General features: G+C 32.0%; 22 protein-coding genes and 1 other RNA gene. All 23 read left to right on the forward strand.

Annotation, left to right across the window (positions count from 1 at the left end):
- Positions 1–6: 6 nt before the first annotated feature.
- The 23 genes from IKZ35_05190 (at position 7) to IKZ35_05300 (ending at position 24399) form a co-directional block, all read left to right on the forward strand.
- Positions 7–852: an energy-coupling factor transporter ATPase gene (locus IKZ35_05190; GenBank protein MBR4893354.1), complete on the forward strand. Its 846-nt coding sequence runs from the start codon at positions 7–9 to the stop codon at positions 850–852.
- Positions 849–1709 carry an energy-coupling factor transporter ATPase gene (locus tag IKZ35_05195; GenBank protein ID MBR4893355.1) on the forward strand — a complete coding sequence of 287 codons (861 nt, stop codon included), beginning with the start codon at positions 849–851 and terminating at the stop codon, positions 1707–1709. Before IKZ35_05190 ends, IKZ35_05195 begins: the two co-directional genes overlap by 4 nt.
- Entirely contained in the window at positions 1706–2494 is a 789-nt protein-coding gene (locus IKZ35_05200; GenBank protein ID MBR4893356.1) for an energy-coupling factor transporter transmembrane protein EcfT, read from the forward strand. Before IKZ35_05195 ends, IKZ35_05200 begins: the two co-directional genes overlap by 4 nt.
- 33 nt (positions 2495–2527) lie before the next feature.
- The gene (truA, locus tag IKZ35_05205) at positions 2528–3265 is read left to right on the forward strand and encodes a tRNA pseudouridine(38-40) synthase TruA (protein MBR4893357.1); all 738 of its coding nucleotides are present in this window, start codon (positions 2528–2530) and stop codon (positions 3263–3265) included.
- Positions 3258–4403, forward strand: a complete 1146-nt coding sequence (locus IKZ35_05210) for a hypothetical protein (protein MBR4893358.1) — start codon at positions 3258–3260, stop codon at positions 4401–4403. Before truA ends, IKZ35_05210 begins: the two co-directional genes overlap by 8 nt.
- Positions 4404–4418: 15 nt before the next feature.
- Positions 4419–5084 (forward strand): CvpA family protein, encoded by a 666-nt coding sequence (locus tag IKZ35_05215; GenBank protein ID MBR4893359.1) that lies wholly within the window; start codon positions 4419–4421, stop codon positions 5082–5084.
- A 1-nt stretch (position 5085) separates the two neighbouring features.
- Complete coding sequence (locus IKZ35_05220; GenBank protein MBR4893360.1) at positions 5086–6009, forward strand: magnesium transporter CorA family protein; 924 nt, start codon at positions 5086–5088, stop codon at positions 6007–6009.
- 15 nt (positions 6010–6024) lie between these two features.
- Positions 6025–7293: a transcription termination factor Rho gene (gene rho / locus IKZ35_05225; GenBank protein ID MBR4893361.1), complete on the forward strand. Its 1269-nt coding sequence runs from the start codon at positions 6025–6027 to the stop codon at positions 7291–7293.
- A 19-nt stretch (positions 7294–7312) separates the two neighbouring features.
- The gene (locus IKZ35_05230; GenBank protein ID MBR4893362.1) at positions 7313–9058 is read left to right on the forward strand and encodes an NFACT family protein; all 1746 of its coding nucleotides are present in this window, start codon (positions 7313–7315) and stop codon (positions 9056–9058) included.
- A complete protein-coding gene (locus IKZ35_05235; protein ID MBR4893363.1) occupies positions 9051–10487 on the forward strand; it encodes a nicotinate phosphoribosyltransferase in 1437 nt (478 codons plus the stop codon). Before IKZ35_05230 ends, IKZ35_05235 begins: the two co-directional genes overlap by 8 nt.
- 9 nt (positions 10488–10496) lie before the next feature.
- Positions 10497–10991, forward strand: a complete 495-nt coding sequence (locus tag IKZ35_05240) for an Lrp/AsnC family transcriptional regulator (GenBank protein ID MBR4893364.1) — start codon at positions 10497–10499, stop codon at positions 10989–10991.
- A gap of 92 nt (positions 10992–11083) precedes the next feature.
- Entirely contained in the window at positions 11084–12172 is a 1089-nt protein-coding gene (locus IKZ35_05245) for an aminotransferase class I/II-fold pyridoxal phosphate-dependent enzyme (GenBank protein ID MBR4893365.1), read from the forward strand.
- A gap of 4 nt (positions 12173–12176) precedes the next feature.
- Positions 12177–12665 carry a tRNA (cytidine(34)-2'-O)-methyltransferase gene (locus IKZ35_05250; GenBank protein MBR4893366.1) on the forward strand — a complete coding sequence of 163 codons (489 nt, stop codon included), beginning with the start codon at positions 12177–12179 and terminating at the stop codon, positions 12663–12665.
- A 100-nt stretch (positions 12666–12765) separates the two neighbouring features.
- Entirely contained in the window at positions 12766–13953 is a 1188-nt protein-coding gene (locus tag IKZ35_05255) for a phosphoglycerate kinase (protein ID MBR4893367.1), read from the forward strand.
- A gap of 25 nt (positions 13954–13978) precedes the next feature.
- Positions 13979–14728, forward strand: a complete 750-nt coding sequence (locus IKZ35_05260) for a triose-phosphate isomerase (protein ID MBR4893368.1) — start codon at positions 13979–13981, stop codon at positions 14726–14728.
- 18 nt (positions 14729–14746) lie between these two features.
- Positions 14747–16264, forward strand: coding sequence for a 2,3-bisphosphoglycerate-independent phosphoglycerate mutase (locus IKZ35_05265; GenBank protein MBR4893369.1), 1518 nt, complete (start codon positions 14747–14749; stop codon positions 16262–16264).
- 95 nt (positions 16265–16359) lie between these two features.
- Positions 16360–16623, forward strand: an RNA gene (gene ffs, locus IKZ35_05270) — signal recognition particle sRNA large type.
- Between the two features lie 34 nt (positions 16624–16657).
- On the forward strand, positions 16658–18496 hold the full coding sequence (dnaX, locus tag IKZ35_05275; protein ID MBR4893370.1) for a DNA polymerase III subunit gamma/tau: 1839 nt from the start codon (positions 16658–16660) through the stop codon (positions 18494–18496).
- Between the two features lie 12 nt (positions 18497–18508).
- A complete protein-coding gene (locus IKZ35_05280; GenBank protein MBR4893371.1) occupies positions 18509–18862 on the forward strand; it encodes a YbaB/EbfC family nucleoid-associated protein in 354 nt (117 codons plus the stop codon).
- 23 nt (positions 18863–18885) lie between these two features.
- Positions 18886–19485 carry a recombination protein RecR gene (gene recR, locus IKZ35_05285; protein MBR4893372.1) on the forward strand — a complete coding sequence of 200 codons (600 nt, stop codon included), beginning with the start codon at positions 18886–18888 and terminating at the stop codon, positions 19483–19485.
- Between the two features lies 1 nt (position 19486).
- The gene (locus tag IKZ35_05290; protein ID MBR4893373.1) at positions 19487–20428 is read left to right on the forward strand and encodes a DnaD domain protein; all 942 of its coding nucleotides are present in this window, start codon (positions 19487–19489) and stop codon (positions 20426–20428) included.
- 17 nt (positions 20429–20445) lie between these two features.
- Complete coding sequence (locus IKZ35_05295; protein ID MBR4893374.1) at positions 20446–21435, forward strand: ATP-binding protein; 990 nt, start codon at positions 20446–20448, stop codon at positions 21433–21435.
- 102 nt (positions 21436–21537) lie between these two features.
- Positions 21538–24399: an S-layer homology domain-containing protein gene (locus IKZ35_05300; protein MBR4893375.1), complete on the forward strand. Its 2862-nt coding sequence runs from the start codon at positions 21538–21540 to the stop codon at positions 24397–24399.
- The last annotated feature ends 137 nt before the right edge of the window (positions 24400–24536 follow it).

The following is a 24536-nucleotide window of genomic DNA, read 5'->3' on the forward strand; positions in this document are numbered from 1 at the left end:
TATAAATTGGATAATATCATAGAAACCAAAGATTTAACATATGGGTATAACGAAAAAGAATATACCACTGTTTTTGAAAAACTTAATATATCGGTAAAAAAAGGAGAATTCCTTTGTATTTTAGGTCATAACGGTTCAGGAAAATCTACACTTGCCAAGCATTTTAACGGTATACTTCTTCCAAGTGGCGGAGTATGCTATGTTAACGGTATTGACACTAAAGACGAAAAGAAAATCTTTGATGTAAGAAAAAATGTGGGAATGGTTTTTCAGAATCCTGATAATCAACTTGTTGCTACAACAGTTGAAGATGATGTTGCCTTCGCTCTTGAAAATCTTGGTGTTGAGCCTGAAGTTATAAGAGAAAGGGTTGACGAGGCGTTAAAGTCGGTTGGTTTATTTAACAGGCAAAAGGATGCCCCGCATAAATTATCAGGAGGGCAGAAACAAAGAGTTGCTATCGCAGGTGTAATTGCACTTCGTCCTCAGTGCATTGTTCTTGATGAGCCTACTGCTATGCTTGACCCGTCAGGCAGAAAAGAAGTTATAGATACACTGATTAGGCTTAATAAAGAATATTCGCTTACTATTATTTTAATAACTCACTATATGGAGGAAGCAATAGAAGCAGACAGAGTTGTCGTTTTAGATAACGGTGAAATACTTCTTGATGACTCTCCTAAAAAGATATTTGAAAATGTGGCTTTGATAAAATCGGTTGGTTTAGATGTTCCTCAGACAACAGAACTTTTATACGAACTGTATAAAGACGGTGTAAAAGTTTCTTTTGAAAATCTCACAGTTGATGAATGCGTTATGGAACTTACAAAATTATTGGAGGGAACAAAGTGATATTAGAGATTAAAAATTTATCTCACACATATATGCCCGGCACTGCTTTTTCCACAAGCGCTGTAAAAAATATAAATCTTACCGTTAATCAGGGAGAATTTATCGGACTCATAGGACACAGTGGGTCAGGTAAGTCTACTTTAATACAGCATTTAAACGGTCTTTTAAAAGGTAATGACGGTCAAATTTTACTTGACGGTAAAGATATTTTTGAAAATAAAAACACACTCAAGAGTCTTCGTTTTAGAGTTGGGCTGGTTTTTCAGTATCCCGAAGCACAGTTGTTTGAAGAAACAGTCTTTGATGATATAGCATTCGGCCCTCGTAATATGGGTCTATGCGAGGAAGAAGTTAAAGAAAGGGTTAATGAGGCAATCTCTTTATGTGAAATAAAAGATGAGCATCTTGATAAATCGCCTTTTGATTTATCAGGTGGGCAAAAAAGAAGAGTGGCAATTGCAGGTGTTATCGCAATGAAGCCTGAGATTCTTATACTTGACGAGCCGACAGCAGGGCTTGACCCGAAAGGAAGAAAGAAGATATTATCAAGTATAAAAACACTTCATAAAAAAACAAATATGACGGTTATTTTAGTTTCTCACAGTATGGAAGACATTGCAAACAATGTTGACAGAATTGTTGTAATGAATAATGGAGAAATTGTTATGGACGCTTCTCAAAAAGAAGTGTTTTCACGAAGTGAAGAACTTGAAAAAATCGGTCTTAGTGTTCCTCAAGTTTCAAAAGTTTTTTCAAAACTTAAAAAAAAGGGGTATGATATTCCTGATGATGTGTATACCATTGACAGAGCAAAGGAAGTCATTTTAAATCTCCTTAAAAGGGGGGGAAGTATATGATTACAGATATTACTTTAGGTCAATACTATCCTGTCTCATCATTTGTGCATAAATTAGATGCTCTTACCAAAATACTTATAACCCTTATTTTTATGGTAACCATATTTTTTGTAAAAGGTTTTCTGGGCTTTGGAATTATTCTTTTGTTTTTAATTGTAACAGTTAAAGCATCTAAAGTACCATTTATGTTTCTTTTAAAAGGGTTAAAACCCATTTTATTCTTTGTTGTTTTAACTTCACTTCTTAATCTTTTTATGACAACAGGGGAAAAGGCATTTACATTTATTATCTGGGATATTACCTATGAGGGAATATATATGTCTGCCTTTATGGCATTAAGAATAATATTTTTAATGATAGGCAGTTCTCTTTTAACATATACTACATCTCATATTATGTTGACAGACGGAATAGAAAAAATGCTAAAACCGTTTGTTAAATTAGGTGTTCCTGCATATGAAATTGCAATGATGATGAGTATTGCATTAAGATTTATCCCTACTTTAATAGAAGAAACAGATAAAATAATAAAAGCACAAAAAGCAAGAGGCTCAGATTTTGAAACAGGCGGTCTTATAAAAAGAGGAAAAGCAGTTATCCCTGTTCTTGTTCCGCTTTTTGTAAGCGCATTCAGACGTGCCGATGAACTTGCAATAGCCATGGAGTCAAGATGTTATAACGGTGGAGTTAACAGAACAAGGCTTAGAAATTCAAAACCGGGTATAAAAGATTTATACGCACTTTTGATATTTTCTCTTTTTATGGCTCTGGCAATTATTTTCTAAGATTTAATTTACTACTGATGAAAGGTTACGGATATGAGAAATTTAAGGTTTAATATATCCTATGACGGAACTTGTTATCACGGTTTTCAGATTCAGAAAGACTATATAACAATAGAAAAAGTTATAAAAGACGGTGTTTATAAATTAACAGGCGAAAATGTTGATATTATCGGTTGCGGAAGAACGGACGCTGGAGTCCATGCAATAGATTATACACTTAATTTTAAAACCAACAGCAGTATCCCGTGTGATAAATTTCCCATCGCTCTTAATACCGTTACACCTTATGATATTTCTTTTTTAAGATGTGTTGAAGTTGACGATAGTTTTCATTCAAGATTTTTAGCAAAAAGAAAAACTTATAAATATCTTATTCATACATCCAAATATCCTAATCCGTTTTATAACAGATTTGCATATAATTATAAAATTCCACTTGATATAGATAAAATGATAGAAGCAAAAAAATACATTGAGGGCACAAAAGATTTTAAATGCTTTATGGCACAGGGAAGTCCCATTGTTGATACAGTCCGTACAGTATACGGTATTGATATAAATAAAAAAGACGATTTAATTGAAATTGAAGTATGCGGAAACGGGTTTTTATACAATATGGTAAGAATTATTGTTGGAACGCTTATAAATGTTGGAAACTCTAAATTTGATCCTGAATATGTAGATTATATTATAAAAAGTAAAGACAGGGAAAACGCAGGGATGACAGTTCCTGCCCACGGATTATATCTTAAAGAGGTTATTTATGACTAAAAAAAGAGTACAAAACGATAAAAATAAAAAAAGACTTTTAATAAGTATCCTGTTAGTTTTATTTATTGCTTTTTGCGGATACTGTTTAGTAAATAATCAGTTTATAAAATCATTGTATTATAAGTATAACGACCCTGTATCGGAAAATAATACAGTTATTAATTTGAGCGATAGCTCAACCCCTAAATTTTTAACATTCAAAAACCTTCTTATTAAATATTCTGGTAATAATATATCCGCATATGATATTAAAGGCGAGAATGTTGACTTTAATAAATATTCTGAAATTACTGCCTTAACATCTCATTATACCAATCTTAATATAAAATCATGTGATAATTATATTATTGCTTATGATAAAGGCAGTACAAACTTGGTGCTTTTTAATAATGATAAAATAATAACCCAGTTATCAGAAAAATCGAATATCATATTTGCAAAACCGTTTAACAACGGAGAGTTTATAGTAATCGCTGAAGATGATGATGCTAAAAATCAGGTTATATTATATTCTTCTGACGGTAACCAGAAATTTATATGGCATTCAGGAGTTAATAATATAGTTGACGCAGCATTTATGGATAAAACCAATAAACTTGTAATTATTACTACTGAACTTTCAACAGGGGTGCTTAATTCTAAAATAATTTTCTTTGATATAGGCAGTGAGGATCCGTATAGTGAAACGATATTTGAGAATACATTTTTTACAAATGTAAATTTCTATTCAAAAAACAAATTAGTTGTTTTAAGCGATATGGGAACATATTATTTTAATGACTCAGGCCAGCATAAACATACATATTCGTTTGATAATAAAATGCTTAATTCGTATAAAAAGATAAATAACGGTAATATGGCTTTTGTATTTGGCAGTCAAAGTGGTAACGGCTCGGTTGTAGAAGTTATAAATAAAGACGGGAAACTTCTTGGAAGATATGAAACCGAAGAAGCAATTATAAGCATCGATGCAACAAAAAATCATATTCTTCTAAGTGGCCTAAGAGATGTTACACTGCTTACCAAAAGAGGAAGAGTTATAAGAACAATAGAGTATAATAAAGATTTGCAACAGGCATTCTTTTTAAATAATAAATTTGTATTTATCGCAAATTCAGAAATTAGAATTGTTGACTAAAAGGTGTGATTTAATATGAATATATCCTTAGTAGGTTTGATTATTCTTCTTATTATTTTAATTTTTACTGTGTGGGGATGGAAGTCAGGGTTTATAAAAACCGTCTTTGATGTGTTTTCTCTGGTGTTGGTAATGGGGTTAACAGGTGCGTTTTATCCCCATCTTGCAAAAATACTTATGAACACTCGTTTAAAAGATACAATTTATGATTATTTTGTTACGACTTTTACAAGCAGTGTAAATATATCAGAAGAAACATTTGTTAATCTGCCATCATTTATACACGATACGGTGGTTTTATCAACAGAAAATATAATAGGTCATACTGCAACATCAATGGCAGAGATTTTTACAGTTTTTGTCGTCAATGTAATAAGTATAATACTTCTTTTTATATCCCTTTTTATTTGCTCATTCTTTATTAAGAAGTTAGCAAAGTTTATAAACAAGATAATAATAGTAGGGCATATCAATAAGATTTTGGGAGCGATTTTAGGTTTTTTTCAGGGAGTGTTAATATCCTATCTCATAATATGCGTTATATCTTTTTTTCCCGCTTCCAAAATATATACATATGTGGCAGAAGATATGGAAAAATCTTATATTTCAAAATTTATGTTTAATGAGCAGATAAATCTGTTTGGCATACAACCAATATATCCGGAAAGGCTTGGTGAGTAAAATGTATAAATATTATAAAACTTTAGACTCAAAAATTACACAAATCGATGAGTTTCAGCCTGGGTGCTGGATCAACATTGTTAATCCTACTCATGAAGAACTCACATATTTAAGCGAATCTCATAATATTGATATGGGCTTTTTAAAAGCACCTTTGGATATTGAAGAAACTTCGCGTGTGGAAGCAGAAGACGACCAGACTCTTGTGGTTATTGACGTTCCAACTACTGAAACTAACGATAATAAAGTAGTGTTTGAAACCCTTCCTTTAGCGCTTATTATTACTAAAGACTGTTTTGTGTCGGTTTGTACTAAAGAAACTTCTTCTATAAACAGTTTTATAGAAGGTAATGTCAGAAATGTTTATACCAATTTAAAAACACGCTTTTTAATGCAGATTCTTTATAAAGTTTCAACAAGATTTTTATTCTATTTAAAACAGATTGACAGAAGAAGTGCAAATATAGAAAAAGAACTTCATAAATCACTTAAAAATAAAGAACTCATCCAGCTTCTTGACCTTGAAAAAAGTTTGGTGTTCTTTTCAACTTCCCTAAAGGCGAATGAATCTACTATAAAAAGATTACAAAGAGCATCTTATGTAAATATGTATGAAGAAGATGAAGAACTTATTGAAGATGTACTTATAGAAACAAAACAGGCTATTGAAATGTCTAATATTTACAGCAGTATTCTAAGTGGTACAATGGATGCTTTTGCATCAGTTATATCTAATAACTTAAATATCGTAATGAAAGTTCTTACTTCAATAACTATTCTTATGGCAGTGCCTACTATGATTGCCTCATTTTACGGAATGAATGTTTCAAGCCTTCCTTTTGCAAACTTCTATTTTCCGTTTGGATTATCAGTAGTAACAACTGTTGTAGTTGCATTCTTTCTTAATAAAAGAGGAATGTTATAGAAAGGAATTTATTAGATGAAAACAAAAAGTGAATTGTCAAAACTTACAGTAAACGATTTAAAGGTAATAGCCAAAGAACTTAATATTGAGAATATCACTAAATGTAAAAAGAATGACCTAATTGATTTAATAATAAATTGCGAATCATCAAAAGAAATAAAGACAGAGAATGAATCACATTCGGTTGTCGAAGGGATACTTGAAGTTTTAGACGACGGTTATGGTTTTGTAAGAAGCGATAATTATCTTTCAGGTGCAAATGATGTATTCGTTTCGCCTACTTTTATAAGAAAATTCAATTTAAAAACAGGGGATTGGATACTTGGAAAAAGCAGAATGCAAAGAGACGGAGAAAAATTTGCAGCACTTATTTATATAGATAAAATAAATGACGATTTGCCGGTTGTTGCAATTAAAAGGCAGGACTTTCACTCTCTTACTCCCATTTTCCCTGACGAAAGATTAAAACTTGAAGTATCAAAAAACGGATATCCTATGCGTCTTATCGATTTAATTGCGCCGATAGGAAAAGGGCAAAGGGGAATGATAGTTGCTCCTCCTAAAGTGGGTAAAACAACCCTTATAAAGGATATTGCAAACAGTATAACAACCAATAACCCTGAAATAACTTTAATTGTGCTTTTAATAGACGAGCGTCCTGAAGAGGTTACGGATATTAAAAGAAGTATAAACGCAGAAGTTATATATTCAACATTTGACGAACTTCCTGAAAATCACACAGTAGTTGCAGAAATGGTGCTTGAAAGAGCCATGCGTTTGGTTGAGCATAATAAAGATGTTGTAATTTTACTTGACAGTTTAACAAGACTTGCCAGAGCGTATAATTTAACAATTACACCGTCTGCAAGAACTCTGTCTGGGGGTCTTGACCCTGCAGCACTTCACAAACCAAAAAAATTCTTCGGCGCAGCAAGAAATATAGAAAACGGTGGTTCGCTTACCATCCTTGCAACATCTTTGATTGAAACGGGAAGCAGAATGGATGATGTAATATTTGAAGAATTTAAAGGCACAGGTAATATGGAAGTTCATCTTGACAGGAAACTTTCTGAAAAGAGAATTTTCCCTGCAATAGATATAAATAAATCTGGTACAAGAAGAGAGGATTTGCTTCTTACAAAAAAAGAACTTCTTGCAACATGGAATTTAAGAAGAGCGTTGTCAGAGCAGAATACTTCTGATGTAACCCAGAACTTTATAAATAAAATTATTTCTACTAAAAATAATGACGAATTGGTAAACTTAATTTCAAAAGAATTTTAAAGATAAGGAGAAAACTTAGGTGGCATTTGACGGATTGGTATTAAAATCGCTTATAAATGAGTTTGATAATAAACTTTCAGGCCTTAGAATAGATAAAATTTATCAGCCTGAAAAGGATGAAATTGTCTTATCTTTAAGAGGGTTTAAAGAAACTTATAAATTATTTATAAGTGCCGATTCCAATTATCCGAGAATAAATATAACAGAAAATAATTTTAAAAATCCTGATAAACCACCTTTATTCTGTATGCTTTTAAGAAAGCATCTTGCATCCGGCAAGATTTTATCCTTTTCTCAAGAAGGGTCAGACAGAATTTTAAAAATCTCTGTAAGTTCGTATAATGAACTTGGAGATATGGTTGAAAAACATCTTATTGTTGAAATTATGGGAAGACACAGTAACATTATTTTAATTGACGAAAAGAATGTTATTATAGATTCCATAAAGCGTGTTGACTTTACTGTTTCATCAAAGCGTCAGTTACTACCGGGCCTTTTGTATGAGAGTGCACCTGCTCAGGAAAAAGAGAATTTTAATAGTTTTGATATTAACAGTTTAAGAGAAAAACTGTACTCTTATGATGAAATAAATGCAGATTCATTTTTAATGGATAATTTTGTAGGTATTTCACCGATAGTATCACGAGAAATTGCATTTAAAACATTTAAGGCTTCAAAAACGTTTTTATTGAAATCAGACCTGATACCTAAAGCAGACTTTTTAAATAACATAAATAATTTTTTTGAAAAAGTATCTAAGTTTGAGTTTAGTCCAAACATTTTGTATGATAAGGAATCTATGCCAAAATTCTTTTCGGTAGTTGATTTAGAGCAATACGGAAGCCTTTATAAAAAAGTTTATATTGAAAGTCCGAGTAAAATGATAGATTTATTTTATAACGACTTACACTTTGCAAGAAAAATTAAATTAAGAAGTTTATCACTTGTAAAAACTATAAATAATCATATAGACAAAATAAGAAAGAAAATAGAAATTCATAATGATATATTATTAAATAAAGATAAATATTCAGAATATAGATTAAAAGGGGAGTTATTATCTGCCAATATATATCTTATAAAAGGCAATGAAGATAAAATTAAAGTATTCAATTATTATGATAACTCTGATATTTTAATAGACCTTGATAAAACTCTTTCACCTGCAAAGAATATTGACAGATATTTTAAACTGTATAAAAAAGGCCAGAAAGCAATGGAAATGGCTTTAGAGCAAATAGAAAAAGCAAAAAAAGAGTTGTATTACCTTGAAAGCGAACTTACCTTTTTAGAGAATGCCCGTTCTCAGAAAGATATCGACGATATAAAAGATGAACTTTCAAAGGAAGGGTATATAGATAATAAAAAAACTGATAAGGGAATAAAGAAACAGACAAAATCAGAGTGTACAACCTATATTACAGATGAAGGTTTTGAAATACTTATCGGTAAAAACAGCAGACAGAATGAGAATATAACCTTTAAGTTATCCAAAGGGTCTGACCTTTGGTTTCATGTAAAAGACTATCCTGGTTCTCATGTTGTATTAAAGAAAACAAATAAAGAATTTTCCGATAAGGCAATTTTAAAAGCCGCAGAGTTTGCCGCCTGTTATTCAAAAGATTCAAATGCTAAGGTGGCTGTTGATTATACTATGATAAAATTTGTTAAAAAAATGCCTGGTGGAAAACCGGGAATGGTTAACTATACAAACTATAAAACAATAATTGTAAACAAACAAAACGGAGAAGATCTTAATGATTAAAAATTTATCACTGTTAGCCGATTTCTATGAATTCACAATGTCTCAGGGTTATTTTGAAAATAACCTTAAAGATAAAACAGTAGTTTTTGATATGTTTTTCAGAAGAGTTCCTGATAATGGCGGATATGCTATTGCCGCAGGGCTTGAGCAACTTGTAGAATATATGAAAAACCTTAAGTTTTATGACGACGATATAGAATATTTAAGAAGTAAAAACTTATTTAGCGAGGAGTTTTTAAATTATCTTAAAGAATTTAAATTTGAATGTGATGTATGGGCAGTCAAAGAGGGTACACCTATATTCCCGAATGAACCTATTTTGGTTGTAAAAGGACCTGTTATTCAGGCGCAACTTATTGAAACAATGGTTTTATTATCGATAAACCATCAGTCCCTTATCGCTACAAAAGCATCAAGAATTGTAAGAGCAGCCAAGGGAAGAGCAGTTATGGAATTTGGCTCAAGACGTGCTCAGGGGAAAGACGGAGCAGTCTACGGTGCAAGAGCAGCATATATCGGAGGATGCGTCGGCACTTCCTGTTCTATAACCGATAAAATGTTTAACATTCCTGCCCTTGGAACTATGGCGCACAGTTGGGTTCAGATGTTTGATACAGAATACGATGCCTTTAAGGCATATGCAAATGCATTTCCGAAAGATTGTACCTTGCTTATAGATACCTATAATGTATTAAAATCAGGTCTTCCAAATGCTATAAAAGTATTTAATGAAGTTATCCTGCCTAAAGGTTTCAGGCCTAAGGGAGTGCGTATAGACAGTGGCGATATAACCTATCTTAGCAAGAAAGTTCGTAAAATGCTTGATGAAAACGGATTTTCTGATGTTAATATTATTGTTTCCAATTCACTCGATGAAAATATTATCCGTGATACTTTGTATCAGGGAGCATGTATTGACATATTCGGTGTAGGCGAAAGGCTTATCACATCAAAATCAGAGCCGGTTTTCGGCGGAGTGTATAAGTTGGTGTCAGTGTTTGAAGATGGCAGGGAATACCCTAAAATAAAGATAAGCGAAAATGTTGGGAAAATTACTAACCCGTCATTTAAAAATCTTTACAGGCTTTATGATAAAAGTACAGGCAAAGCGATTGCCGATGTAATAACCCTGCACGATGAGGAAATTTGCGAAAACGAGCCTTATGTGTTGTTTGACCCTGAATACACATGGAAGAAGAAAACAATTACAGATTTTAAAGCAGAAAAACTGCTTGTTAAAATAATGGATAAAGGAAAACTTGTATACGATTTACCAAAACTTGAAGATATTAAAGAGTATTCCAAAAACGAACTTGATAAAATCTGGGATGAAGTAAAAAGATTTGAAAATCCTCATAAATATTATGTAGATTTATCAGATAAATTATGGACTATAAAACAAAAACTTTTAGAAGAAAATTCTAAATAAGGAGAGAATATTATGGAACTTAAAAAAAGAATACTTTCTATCGTGGAAAAAGACGCAAAACTTTCAAATAGCGAAATAGCAGTTATGGTAGGTTCTGATGAAGAAAATGTAAGTAAAATTATGGCAGAACTTGAAAAGGAAAAGATTATATTCGGCTCTAAAACTTTGATTGACTGGGATAAAATCGCAGAAGACAGAGTTACTGCGTATATTGAACTTAATGTAACACCTGAGCAGGGAATGGGCTTTGAAAAAGTAGCCGATAACATTATAAGAGAATTTCCTCAGGTAAGTTGCGTAACTTTAATGTCAGGCGGGTTTGATATACTTGTAGAAATAGACGGAAACAGTATGAAAGAGATTGCTTTATTTGTTGCAGAAAAAATATCTCCTATGCCCGGTATTATCTCAACAAAAACTCATTTTGTACTAAGAAAATATAAACAGGACGGGATAATCCTTAATAAAAAAAATAATGACGAAAGAAGAGTGATTTCCCTTTGAGTAATTCTAAAACACCTAAGGATTTTCTTTCTTCAGTGGTAAGAAATATCCCACCGTCAGGCATAAGAAAATTCTTTGATATAGTAAACGAAATGGAAGATGCAATTTCTCTTGGTGTAGGTGAGCCTGATTTTGTAACACCGTGGCATATAAGAAATGCAGGAATTGAATCTTTAAAAGACGGGCATACATATTATACATCCAACTGGGGACTTATTGAATTAAGAGAAGAAATCTCTAAATTTTATGATAGAAAATACGGTTTAAAATTTAACCCTAAAGATGAAGTTTTTGTAACCGTAGGGGGGAGCGAAGCAGTAGATGCTGCAATTCGTGCACTTGTTGAAGTGGGAGATGAAGTTTTAATTCCTGAGCCTTCCTTTGTGTGTTATAAACCTTGCGTAAATTTAATAGGTGGAATTCCTGTTCCTATTGTTACAACCCAGGAAGATAATTTTAAACTTACACCAGAAAATCTTATTTCAAAAATAACACCAAAAACAAAACTTTTAATTCTTTCTTATCCTAATAACCCAACGGGTGCTATTATGACTAAAGAAGACCTTGAAAAAATTGTGGATGTTATAAAGGATAAAGATATAATGGTAATTTCTGATGAGATATATTCAGAACTTACATATGGAAAAAAACATGCATCAATTGCTCAGTTTCCTGAAATGAAAGATAAAACTATTATCATTAACGGTTTTTCCAAGGCTTACGCTATGACAGGCTGGAGACTTGGCTATGCACTGGGCCATAAGGATATTATAAGTGCTATGATTAAAATTCATCAGTATGCAATAATGTCTTCTCCTACAACAAGCCAGTATGCTGCCATTGAAGCCTTAAAAAACGGAGACAGCGATATTGAAATGATGAAAAATGAATATGACATAAGAAGAAGAGTTCTTGTTGACGGGCTTAATAAAATTGGTCTTGAATGTTTTGAGCCTTTGGGTGCATTTTATGTGTTCCCGTCTATAAAATCAACGGGCTTAACTTCGGAAAAATTCTGTGAAGAACTATTAAAAAGAGAAAAACTTGCAGTTATCCCTGGCTCTGCATTCGGGGAATCAGGAGAAGGGTTTGTAAGAATTTCTTATGCATATTCTCTTGAAAAAATAAAGAAAGCATTAATTAAAATAGAATCTTTTGTTAATTCATTAAATAAGGAATGATAAAATGTCTTTAAATATTGTACTCGTAGAACCTGAAATTCCGCAGAATACCGGTAATATAGCAAGAACCTGTGCTGCAATAGGTGCAACACTGCATCTTGTTAAACCCTTAGGGTTTTCAATAGATGAAAAGCATGTTAAAAGAGCAGGTCTTGATTACTGGCATCTTCTTACTATAAAAACATATGAAAATATAGGGGAATTTCTCGATGTTAATAAAGGTAAGAAAATGTATTTTGCAACCACTAAGGCTGATAAAACATATTGCGATATAGAATATGAAGAAGATTGTTTCATTCTCTTTGGTAAGGAAACAAAGGGGTTAGACGAAGAACTTTTATATAACAATATGGAATATACTCTTCGTATCCCTATGGTAGAAGATGCAAGAAGTCTTAATCTATCTAATTCGGTTGCAATAGTAGCATATGAAGCCATGAGACAAAATAATTTTAGGATGCTTAAAAATACAGGAAAACTTACAAAATTTTAAAAAGATGTTAATTTTTTAACATATTATGTTGAATTTATAAAAATAATATAGTAAAATAAAAAAGTATGATTTTTATGTAAATAAATTATGAGGTGATATTATGTTAAACAAAAAATCAGTAGAAGATTTACAAGTTAACGGTAAAAAGGTTTTAGTTCGTGTGGACTTTAATGTTCCGCTTGACGAAAATAAAAACGTTACCGATGATAACAGAATTGTTGGAGCACTTCCTACAATTAAATACTTAGTAAATAACAATGCAAAAGTTATTCTTTGCAGCCATCTTGGAAGACCAAAGGGAGAATTTAACGAAAAATACAGCCTAAAACCTGTTGTTAAAAGATTATCCCAGCTTCTTGGTCAGGAAGTTAAAATGGCAGACGATGTTATAGGCGAATCTGCAAAGAAACTTGCAAGCGAGTTAAAAGACGGAGAAGTTTTAGTATTAGAAAATGTTAGATTCCACAAGGAAGAAACAGATAATGACAGAGAATTCTCCAAAGAATTAGCATCAATGGCAGATTTATATGTTAACGATGCATTTGGAACTGCTCACAGAGCACACGCTTCAACTGCAGGTGTTGCAGAATTTTTACCATCTGCCTGCGGATATCTTATCAAAAAAGAAATTGATATTATGGGTAAAGCATTATCTAACCCAGCAAGACCTTTTGTTACAATTTTAGGTGGAGCAAAAGTTTCTGATAAAATTGGCGTTATCACAAACCTAATTGAAAAAGTTGACGCTTTGGTTATCGGTGGTGGTATGGCTTACACATTCTCAAAAGCAATGGGTGGCAACATCGGTAAATCAATCTGCGAAGATGATAAAATTGAATTAGCAAAAGAACTTCTTAAAAAAGCAGAAGAAAAAGGCGTTAAAATTCTTCTTCCTATTGATAACGTATGTGCTGACGAATTCAGTAACGACGCAAATATCGTTATGGCTGATTCAGGCTTTATTCCTGACGGATATCAGGGCCTTGACATCGGCGAAAAATCAGTTGAATTATTTAAAGATACATTAAAAGATGCAAAAACAATTATCTGGAACGGACCTATGGGCGTTTTTGAATTTTCTAACTTTGCAAACGGAACAAAAGCAGTTGCAAAAATCGTTGCAGAAGCAGATGCTGTTACAATCATCGGTGGTGGAGACTCAGCTGCAGCAGTTGAACAGTTAGGTTATGCAGACCAGATGACACATATTTCTACTGGTGGCGGTGCTTCATTAGAATTCTTAGAAGGAAAAGTTCTTCCAGGAATTGATGTATTAAACGATAAATAATACCTTTAAGGAAAGGAAGATTAAAATGAGAAGAAAACTTATTGCAGGAAACTGGAAAATGAATAAAACCCTAAGCGAAACTAAAGCGCTTATAAACGATATAAAAGGAAAAATCACAACTTTAAACTGTGATGTTTGTATGTGTGTTCCTTTTACAAACTTAGTAAGCGCAGTAGAACTTGTTGAGGGTACACAGTTAAAAATCGGCGCACAGAATATGCATTTTTGCGAAAGTGGTGCGTATACTGGCGAAATCTCTTCAGATATGCTATGCGAAACAGGTGCAACATATGTTGTAATCGGCCATTCTGAAAGAAGAGAATATTTTAACGAAACAGACGAAACTGTTAATAAAAAGATATTAAAAGCGATAGAAAAAAATCTTATTCCTATCGTTTGCGTTGGTGAATCTTTAGAAGAAAGAGAAGCAAATAAAACACTTGATATTATTAAAAATCAGGTAGTAAAAGCACTTGAGGGTGTATCTTCTTCCGATATGGAAAAAGTAGTTTTTGCATATGAGCCAATCTGGGCAATAGGCACAGGAAGAACTGCAACATGCGAACAGGCTAACGAAGTATGTAAATTTATAAGAGACTGCGTTGAAACATTATATGATAAAAATGTAGCAGACAATATAAAAATACTATATGGTGGCAGTATGAATGCAAAAAATGCTGACGAATTATTAAAACAGCCTGATATTGACGGTGGTTTAATTGGTGGAGCATCACTTAAAGCAGAAGATTTTGTAACTATTATAGATTTTTGCTAACAGGAAGGAAATAGTAATATGAAAAAACCGGTTGCCTTATTGATCCTTGACGGATATGGGTATAATGAAACTGAAAAAGGTAATGCAATTATTGCTGCAGGAGAAGGTAATATTACAGGATATGTTAAAAAGTATCCTAATACATTACTTTCAGCAAGTGGTATGGATGTTGGTCTTCCTGACGGTCAGATGGGGAACTCTGAAGTTGGACATACCAATATCGGTGCAGGAAGAATAGTATATCAGGAACTTACAAGAATTACTAAATCTATATCAGACGGAGATTTCTTTAAAAAGGAAGAATTCCTTATGGCAATTAAAAATTGCAAAGAAAATGATAGTGCTCTACATCTTATAGGTTTGGTTTCTGATGGTGGAGTTCACTCTCATAACGAGCATCTTTATGCACTTTTAAAACTTGCAAAAGACAATGGCCTTACCAGAGTTTTTGTTCATGCACTTTTAGACGGAAGAGATGTTCCTCCTACAAGTGGCTTGGAATATGTAAAAAAATTAGAAGAAAAAATTGCTGAAATCGGCGTTGGTAAAATTGCTACTGTTATGGGCAGATATTATGCAATGGACCGTGATAACAGATGGGATAGAGTTTCAAAAGCGTATGAAGCTATGGTTCTTTTAAAAGGAGATACTGCAAAAACAGCAGTTGATGCAGTTGAAGCATCTTACAAAAAAGAAGTAGTTGACGAATTTGTTGTTCCTTGCGTTATAGACGGTGCTGAAGCAATCTGCGAAAATTCATCAGTTATTTTCTTTAATTTCAGACCGGACAGAGCAAGAGAAATCACAAGAGTATTTGTAGACGAAAATTTTGACGGTTTTGTAAGAGAAAAAGGATTTTTCCCTCTTTACTATGTGTGCTTAACACAATATGATGCAACAATGCCTAATGTATCAGTTGCATTTAAACCTGAAGAACTTGTTAACACATTTGGAGAAATTATAAGCAAAAAAGGCTTAAAACAGTTAAGAATTGCCGAAACTGAAAAATATGCCCATGTAACATTTTTCTTCAATGGTGGTAAAGAAGAAGTATACGAAGGGGAAGACAGATGCCTTATCGCATCTCCTAAAGTTGCAACATACGATTTAAAACCTGAAATGTCTGCATATGAGGTTAAAGATAATGTTATAGAAAGAATTGAAAAAGACTTATATGACGTTATTATCTTAAATTTTGCCAACTGTGATATGGTTGGTCATACAGGCGATTTTGATGCTTGTGTCAAAGCCGTTAAAGCAGTTGACGATTGTGTGGGCCAGGTGGTTGAAAAAATTCTTGAAAAAGACGGTGTTGTGCTTATCACAGCAGACCACGGTAACGCTGACCTTATGTGGAACGAAGAACAGGGCGTTGTTACAGCGCACTCTACAAATCCTGTTCCGCTAATCGTAATCGGTGCCGGTGATATTACATTAAAAGAAGGAAGAATTTCCGATTTATGTCCTACAATGCTTGATATTATGGGCATTGAAAAACCGGAAGAAATGACAGGAAATTCCTTGATTGTAAAATAAACTTTTTAGGTAAAATAACTTGTAAAAATATTATATATATAGTATAATTATAATATGATATTATCCTGAATTTTTTTTCAGGTTGATATACCAATCCGTACTAGCCGGGGAGTTAGCGGTGCCCTGTACCTGCAATCCGCTATAGCAGGGGTGAATATCATTATGAGGGTATTGATAGTGTGGCTGGTGTTTGTAAGTAGTGATGAAGATTTGGTCTTATGCAATACTGTATTGTGAACCTCGTCAGGTCGGGAACGAAGCAGCGATAAGCAATTTCGTGTATGTGCCCTAAGGTAGCCGAATCCGAGCCGGCTGCAAAAGTTCCGCATATTATTGATATTCGAGTTCTGATTGTACGGTTTTTTATTAAATATTCTTGTTGTGGAGGTTAATATGGCATATCAGGCTTTATACAGAAAATGGAGACCGTCAGTGTTTGAAGATGTTGTCGGTCAGGATCATATAGTTGATACTTTGAAAAATCAGATAAATACAAATAAAATAGCTCATGCCTATCTTTTCTGCGGTTCAAGGGGTACAGGTAAAACTTCTACAGCGAAAATATTTTCAAGAGCAGTAAACTGTGAGCATCCTGTTAACGGTAATCCTTGTAACGAGTGTGATACTTGTCTTGGCATTATAAATAACAGTATATTTGATGTTATAGAAATTGACGGTGCATCCAACAATAAGGTTGACGATATCAGAAATATCAGAGATGAAGTTGTTTACCCACCTGCAAACTGTAAATATAAAGTTTATATTATAGACGAAGTTCATATGCTGACAACCGAAGCATTCAATGCTTTATTAAAAACATTGGAAGAGCCTCCTCAGTATGTTATTTTTATTTTGGCAACTACCGAATTTCATAAAATTCCTGCAACTATTATATCCCGTTGCCAGAAGTTTGATTTTAAGAGAATTACATATAATGACACGGCTAAAAGAATTCGCAAAGTTGCAATGGCAGATAACATAGATGTTACTGAATCTGCTGTTAAACTTATTGCTAAAGCAGCAGACGGTTCTTTAAGAGACGGGCTTAGTAAATTAGACCAGTGCCTTGCATTAGGGCTTACTAAAATTGATTATAAAGATGTTGCCAATATTATAGGTGCTTCTGACCCTGAGTTTTTATCTAAATTCTGTGATGCTATCATAGATGAAAAAATAGGCGACTCGTATAAACTTTTAGACGACGGTGTTAATATGGGTATAGACCCGTTAAGGCTTTTTACAGACGTTATTGATTATTTCAGAGACCTTATGATGATTAAAACTTCAAATGATTATTCTCTTATAATAAATAACGAAGAAGAAGTTATAAAAAAATACAACGAACAATGCAGTAAATTAACAATATCCCGTCTTCTTAAAATTATCGAAAATCTGTTTGAGGCGCAGAATAATTCCAAATATCTTGCATCTCCAAAACTTGCATTTGAAACAGCACTTTTAAAAATAGCATCAAAAAACACAAGCACAGATATTGAAACTCTTCTTGACAGATTAGAAAAATTAGAAGAAAAAATAAAAGATTTATCACAGGGAAACATTCCTTGTAAAAATTTGTCAGTTGAATTTAATAAAAATACTGCACCTCAAGTTTTTCCGTTAGAATATAACGAAGAAACCAAAAAAGAAGAAACAGATGATTTAAAAGAAAGTTCCATAACCCAGATTGCACAGGATATAATTAAAGAAGATGAAGAATATGATTTTTCTTCAGAGTACTCTGAAGAAGATGACTATGAGGGTTATACAATTCCAAATGAAGTTAATATTGATAATTTCACTATTAATGATATGCCTGAAAATGCAATCTTAAATGATAATACAGAAAATAAAGTAATTGATACAAAAATTGAAGAAAAAGTTGATAGTAAAGAAATATTATCTTATATCAAACTTAACTTTAAAGATTTTTTGGTAAATATAAAAAACAAAGATATAGGGTTTGACAATATAATGCTCTCAACAGTTATATCACTTGATGATACAGGCATTGTATTTGATTTTGACAATAAAACAAAACTTGATATTGCTCTTGGCAGTAAATATGATAAACTTATAAAAGAAGCAATAAATGATGTATACGGTATAGAGGTTTCTGTTAAACTTAAAGGACAGGACAATGTTACAGAAGATGAAGAAATCGCTTCTGACCCGTTAGACGATTTATTTAAACTTGCAGAACAAAATCAGGTAATATTTAATTTTGAAGATTAGGAGTGAACTATTATGGCAAAAGGAAGATTTCCAATGGGAGGATTTCCCGGCGGTGGAAATATGAATAATATGATTAAACAGGCACAGAAAATGCAGGAAAATCTTGTTAAAGCACAGCAGGAAATAGAAGAAGCGTCATACGATATTTCTGCAGGTGGCGGTGCTGTTAATCTTACTATAAACGGAAATAACCAAATAACAAAAATTTCAATCAACCCAGAGGTTGTAGACCCTGATGATGTTGAAATGCTTGAAGACCTTATTATGAGTGCATTTAACGAAGCGATTAAAAAGGTTGAAAAAGAAAAGAGTGAAAAATTAGGTAAACTAACCGGAGGAATGGGCAATTTTGGGGGCTTATTCTAAAATAAAAATAACCGGAGGATATTATGAACTATTTTGTTGCACCTCTTGCAAAACTAATTGATGAATTTAATAAACTTCCAGGTATCGGTAAAAAATCTGCACAAAGACTGGCTTTTTATATTCTTTCTAAAGACTTTTCTTATGTGAAGAATTTTTCTGATGCCTTAATTGAGGTTAAAGAAAAGGTTAATTTTTGTGAGAAGTGTTTTAATGTTACAGATAAAGCAGTATGTGATATCTGCCATGACCCTAAGAGAAATCAGAATGTGATATGTGTTGTTGAAAACCCTAAAGATGTTATTGCAATGGAAAATTTAAATGAATTTAACGGTGTCTATCACGTTCTTCACGGTGTCATAAGTCCTCTTAACGAAATCGGTCCTGATGATATAAAAATCAAAGAACTTGTTGAAAAGGTAGCAAAGGGAAATATAGAAGAAGTTATACTTGCAACCAATCTTAATGTTGAAGGGGAAACAACTGCGATGTATATTGCAAAACTTTTGTCTAATTTCGTAAGTAATATAACCCGTCTTGCAAATGGTCTGCCTGTTGGTTCCGATATTGAATATGCAGATGAAAGTACGCTTCTTAATGCGTTTGAGGGGAGGAGAAAAGTTTAATATGCAAACGAAAATTAAACTTGGGAAATCTAAACCTGTTTCTTCGCTTAAATTACCCTTTGATTTTTTTGAAAACCATTTCAGACTACTTTCTGCCAACACTGTTAAAATATATATGTACCTTATGTATCTTTGTTCTCTTGGAGAAGTCGAAATAAGTGAAGAAGATATCGCAAAGAAATTATCTCTTGACACTTCTTCTGTAAAAGAATGTTACATAGAACTTGAAGAATACGGACTTATATCTTTAAATGATAGTACAAATGATTTTGAACTTGTAAATCTTGAAGAGTTTTATAAAAACTATTTTAAGATGGGCAGTAAAGAAGTAAAAAAAGAAATCAAGGATAAATCAAAATCTATAAAATTTGATGAAGATTTCAAGAAAAAAATAGGTTTTATAGAAGACGTTTACGGAAAAGACTTAAACCAAAATGATATTTTGGAGATATACGATTTACTTACCAATTATAAAATCCCGTATGATGTTTTAATATGTGCAATAGAATACTCTGCTTCTAAAAATAAAAAGAGTTTTAATTATATTTCCAAGGTTGCCCTAAACTGGAAAGAGTTGGGGCTAAACAGTTATGAAAGTTGTGAAAAATATATTACAGACGAAAATTTAGATTCTGACAAACTGTTTAACAATGTTAAAAAAATATTCGGTTTAAAAAGAGAACTGTTTGATGTAGAAAAAACTTTCATAGAAGACTGGTATTATAACAAACATAAAACTTTAGATGATATAAAAAAAGCATTTGAATCAACTATTTTAAATACAGGTAAACTTTCTTTCCCGTATCTTAACAAAGTTCTTACAAATGATAAGACAGTTGAATTAAAGAGGGGAAGTAAAAATATCGGTTTAAATAATTTTAAACAAAGAGAGTATGATTCTAAAGATGTACTTAATGCTTTAAGAAAAAAACAGAACAGTTAAACTGATGAGGTGTTTTTATGTCATACAGCAGTAAGATTTTTAAAAAGGCTTATGAAAAATTACAGGAAAAAAGGGATAAAAACAAGCAAATTCTTGAGTTAAGAAAAGAAGAAATTTATAATAAAATCCCTGAATATTTAACACTTAAAAAAGAGGTTATAAAACTTCTTGGTGAGTGTGTTAAAAATATGGGTGTTTACAGCCCCGAAAAAAATGAGGAAATTAAAAAAACTATAAAAGAAGCCGAACAGAAAAAGACTGAATTACTTGTAAAAAACGGTTATCCTAAAGATTATCTTGACGATATATTTGAATGTAATGAATGTAAAGATACAGGGTATATTGCATCCAAAAAATGCAGTTGTTTAGAAAAAATACTAAAAGAAATTGCATCGGATGAATCGAATTTATCATATGTTCTTGATAAGAAAAACTTTGAAAATTTTGATTTAAATATGTTTTCAGACAAGCCGGATGATAGCGGTATTTCTCCAAAAGATAATATGAAAAATATTTTAAATCATACTAAAAATTTTATCGATAACTTTGATAATGCCGGTACAAAATCACTGCTCTTTACAGGCAGTACAGGTGTGGGGAAAACTTATTTATCAGGATGCATAGCAAAAACACTTATTGATAACGGTAAAAATGTTTTATACCAATCTTGCATAAAACTTTCAGAAGTCTTGGATGAATACAAGTTTAACCGTGAAAACGCTATGTATGATACCAAAAGTATTATAAAAGATTTATACGAAATAGATTTACTTATAATAGATGATTTAGGAACAGAGTTTAAAACTTCTTATACTCTAACAGCACTCTTTGAACTTATAAATTCAAGACTTATAAATAATAAAAAGATGATAATTTCAACTAATCTTTCTGTTCTTGAATTAAAAGAAGTATATTCTGAAAGACTTTTTTCAAGATTTATCGGCGAATTTTTAATTTTAGAATTTACAGGCGAAGACCTAAGAATTAAAAACATTTTTGCCAAATAATATTATTTTTACCAATTAAAAATAATTGTTGAATAAGGTAAAAATATATGTTAAAATAACAATATATGACCTATATAATATATACACTAAGGAGGAAGAAAAATGAAAAACATTAAAAAAGTTTTATCAGTTATTTTATGTGTATCTCTACTGCTTTCAATGCAGGTTTTTGCATTGGAATTCAAAGATGTTACAAGTGATAACAAAAACAGCGAAGCGATTGACGTGTTATCATCTTTAGGTATCATCAAAGGTTATGAAGACGGTGTGTTTATGCCTGAAAAAACTATTACAAGGGCTGAAATGACAACTCTTCTTATGAGACTTCTTAACTTAAGCATTTCAGGTACTTCTGTTTTAGACTCAGGTTATACAGATGTTGCCAATAACCACTGGGCAGTATACGATATAAAAACTGCAAGTACAATGAAGATTATAAACGGTTACGGCGGAGGTTTATTCGGTCCTGAAGATTCAGTTACATACGAACAGGCAGTTAAAATGGTTGTATGTATGTTGGGATATGAAATCCAGGCTTTAGATAAAGGTGGCTGGCCTGACGGATATATTGCACAAGCCAGAGATTTAGGTATTCTAAAAGGTGCTCAGATGGCACAATCTGAACCAGCCCCTCGTGGCATTATTGCTCAGATTTTATACAACTCATTAGAAGTAGACCTTATGGCACAGAAAAACAGTTTGAATGATGAATCTAAATCTTATTATATAAATTATGGCCATAATCTTATGACTGATTATATGAGACTTGAAAAAATTGAAGGTATGGTTACTGCCAACTCTAAAACAAGATTGGATAATTTAGAGAGTCAACTTTCAGATGATGAGATTGAAATTACACAAAAAGGCGTTGCAAATAGATATATCGTTGGTAATTTTTACGAAGCAAAAGATATGATTGGTTTGTCAATTATTGCATATGTTAAATATGATGACTACAATATCAACAAAATTATTCAGCATATGATGCCTAAATCTAACATTGAAAAGATTGAAATTTCAACACAAGATGAGACAAAAGATATAGTTAGCTTTGATTCTTCTGAATTAAGAGTTTTAAATGAAAATACAGGCAGAACAACAGACTATAAAATCAGTGATTCTGCTGTATACATGTATAACGGTAAATCTATTGATAAAGATTATCTTTTTGAAGAAGACTTAGCGATTCCAGAGATCGGTTCTGTAACACTTGTTGGTTCAGGTTCAGAATATGATTACATTGAAATTGAAAGTTATAAAAACTATGTTGTTAAATCTGTTGACAGCAGTGAATACTTAATTTATCTTGATAATTCAGTAGTGAATACTTCTGAGGCTACATTATATGTTCCTGTTGATAAAACAATAGATTATTCTGTTTCAATTAAAAAGAATGATAAAGATATTGCTCTTTCAAGTATTAAAAAAGGCAATATAATTTCAGTTAAAAAAACTATTCCTGAAGAACAGGTTGGTATTCAGAATATCGAAGTATTAGTATCTGATAATAAAGCAACAGGTAAAATTACAGAAGAAGACGAATCTTATGTAAAAATTGAAAACAAAGAATATTCAATTTCTGCATCAATCAAAGGCACAGAACTTGGTTCAAAAATTGTCTATGGACAAAGCGGAACATTCTATTTAGATTCATTTGGTGAAATAGCATATGCTGAGTTTACTGCCGGAGGAACATATAAATATGGATATGTAATCAATGCAGCCGGAGATGAAAGCGAAGCAAGTATTAAAATATTTGATTATAATACAGGAACAGTAAAAATATTAGATTTCCACACTCGTGTTAAAATTAACGGAGGGGACTCTGAAACTGATTTTGAAAAAGTTCTTGCCGCTTTAGAAGAAGCCGCTTCAAAACTTGAAGATGCTTCAGGTACTCATCTTGATTATGCTCAGCCTATTAAGTATATTTTGAATAATCAGGGTAAAATTACTGACATTATCACTGTGAAGTCAACAGATGATGAAACAATGCAGGGTATATTGCATAATGTTAACAGTGTATATTATTCAACAAATAAATACTTTGATGTAGATGATGAAGAAATCAGAATTGATGACTCTAAAACAGTTATTATTGAAGTACCTCTTAACAGATCTGATTCGAAAGGGTATGCAAAGCGTTCAGTATCTTACTTTAAAAATAAGTATCCTTATGAAATTCATGCAATTGGAGAAACAGAATCCGGTTATGCAAGTATAATTCTTGCATATGAACCTAATGTTGACAAAGATGTTTATTATAACACTCCAGCATATATCGTTAAAGATAAGAAAGTAGTTTCAGTTGATGGTGACGATAAAACAAGACTTACTTTGATTAACTTCCAGACAGGTGCTGAATCAACAGCTTATTGTGCAAATGCTTCATATGTTAAAGATGTAGAAGTAGGGGATGTTATCAGATTCGGTAAAGAAACAAACGGGGATATTAATAAAAACGTTTATATTTATCTTGATATGAGCGAAGCAAAAGACGGAAATCATCCTAAAGTTGTAAGCAATAAGGGTGAATTGCCATCAAAAACTCCTGTTCGTAGCGTAGTAATGGATGATGATTATAAAGATCCATATAAAATTAAATCTATAAAAGAACTTTCTTCAGCTTATGCATATGTTTATGCAACACCATATACTGTTTCTGAAAATAGTTTTGAATTAACTGATTTAATTCCAGGTCATGCAGGATTTGCTACCGATGAAGATGAAGATGGAATTTTTGATAAACCAACATCAATAAGAAGTTTTGCTGCAAACTCCTCAACAATGTTCTATACTATCAATTCTTCAAATGAAATTACAGTTATAAAAGGCGTTTCAAGTGATGAAAATCCAATGGGACAGATCTTCTCTTACAAAGAGTATCCGGACTCTAATGATTATGTATATACATTTATAATAAATGATTCACTTAAAGCAGTTTACATTATTAAAGTAGATTAATAAAGTTAAAAAAGAGTGCTTAAATGCACTCTTTTTTTGTGCAGTAATTTTTGAACACTATATGGATTTAAAATATAAATTTTACTTTGATAATACAAATTAACACTTTTTAAAATTTAAAATATAATATAATAGAA

This window comes from Clostridia bacterium, assembly GCA_017554615.1.
Classification (GTDB): Bacteria; Bacillota; Clostridia; order UMGS1840; family HGM11507; genus SIG450.

Coding starts and splice junctions, on each gene's coding strand:
- IKZ35_05290 (MBR4893373.1), top strand. CDS start 19,487: ATGCAAACGAAAATTAAACTTGGGAAATCTAAACCTGTTTCTTCGCTT.
- IKZ35_05265 (MBR4893369.1), top strand. CDS start 14,747: ATGAAAAAACCGGTTGCCTTATTGATCCTTGACGGATATGGGTATAAT.
- IKZ35_05295 (MBR4893374.1), top strand. CDS start 20,446: ATGTCATACAGCAGTAAGATTTTTAAAAAGGCTTATGAAAAATTACAG.
- IKZ35_05255 (MBR4893367.1), top strand. CDS start 12,766: ATGTTAAACAAAAAATCAGTAGAAGATTTACAAGTTAACGGTAAAAAG.
- IKZ35_05210 (MBR4893358.1), top strand. CDS start 3,258: ATGACTAAAAAAAGAGTACAAAACGATAAAAATAAAAAAAGACTTTTA.
- IKZ35_05250 (MBR4893366.1), top strand. CDS start 12,177: ATGTCTTTAAATATTGTACTCGTAGAACCTGAAATTCCGCAGAATACC.
- IKZ35_05215 (MBR4893359.1), top strand. CDS start 4,419: ATGAATATATCCTTAGTAGGTTTGATTATTCTTCTTATTATTTTAATT.
- IKZ35_05245 (MBR4893365.1), top strand. CDS start 11,084: ATGGAAGATGCAATTTCTCTTGGTGTAGGTGAGCCTGATTTTGTAACA.
- rho (MBR4893361.1), top strand. CDS start 6,025: ATGAAAACAAAAAGTGAATTGTCAAAACTTACAGTAAACGATTTAAAG.
- recR (MBR4893372.1), top strand. CDS start 18,886: ATGAACTATTTTGTTGCACCTCTTGCAAAACTAATTGATGAATTTAAT.
- truA (MBR4893357.1), top strand. CDS start 2,528: ATGAGAAATTTAAGGTTTAATATATCCTATGACGGAACTTGTTATCAC.
- IKZ35_05280 (MBR4893371.1), top strand. CDS start 18,509: ATGGCAAAAGGAAGATTTCCAATGGGAGGATTTCCCGGCGGTGGAAAT.
- IKZ35_05200 (MBR4893356.1), top strand. CDS start 1,706: ATGATTACAGATATTACTTTAGGTCAATACTATCCTGTCTCATCATTT.
- IKZ35_05300 (MBR4893375.1), top strand. CDS start 21,538: ATGAAAAACATTAAAAAAGTTTTATCAGTTATTTTATGTGTATCTCTA.
- dnaX (MBR4893370.1), top strand. CDS start 16,658: ATGGCATATCAGGCTTTATACAGAAAATGGAGACCGTCAGTGTTTGAA.
- IKZ35_05235 (MBR4893363.1), top strand. CDS start 9,051: ATGATTAAAAATTTATCACTGTTAGCCGATTTCTATGAATTCACAATG.
- IKZ35_05220 (MBR4893360.1), top strand. CDS start 5,086: ATGTATAAATATTATAAAACTTTAGACTCAAAAATTACACAAATCGAT.
- IKZ35_05260 (MBR4893368.1), top strand. CDS start 13,979: ATGAGAAGAAAACTTATTGCAGGAAACTGGAAAATGAATAAAACCCTA.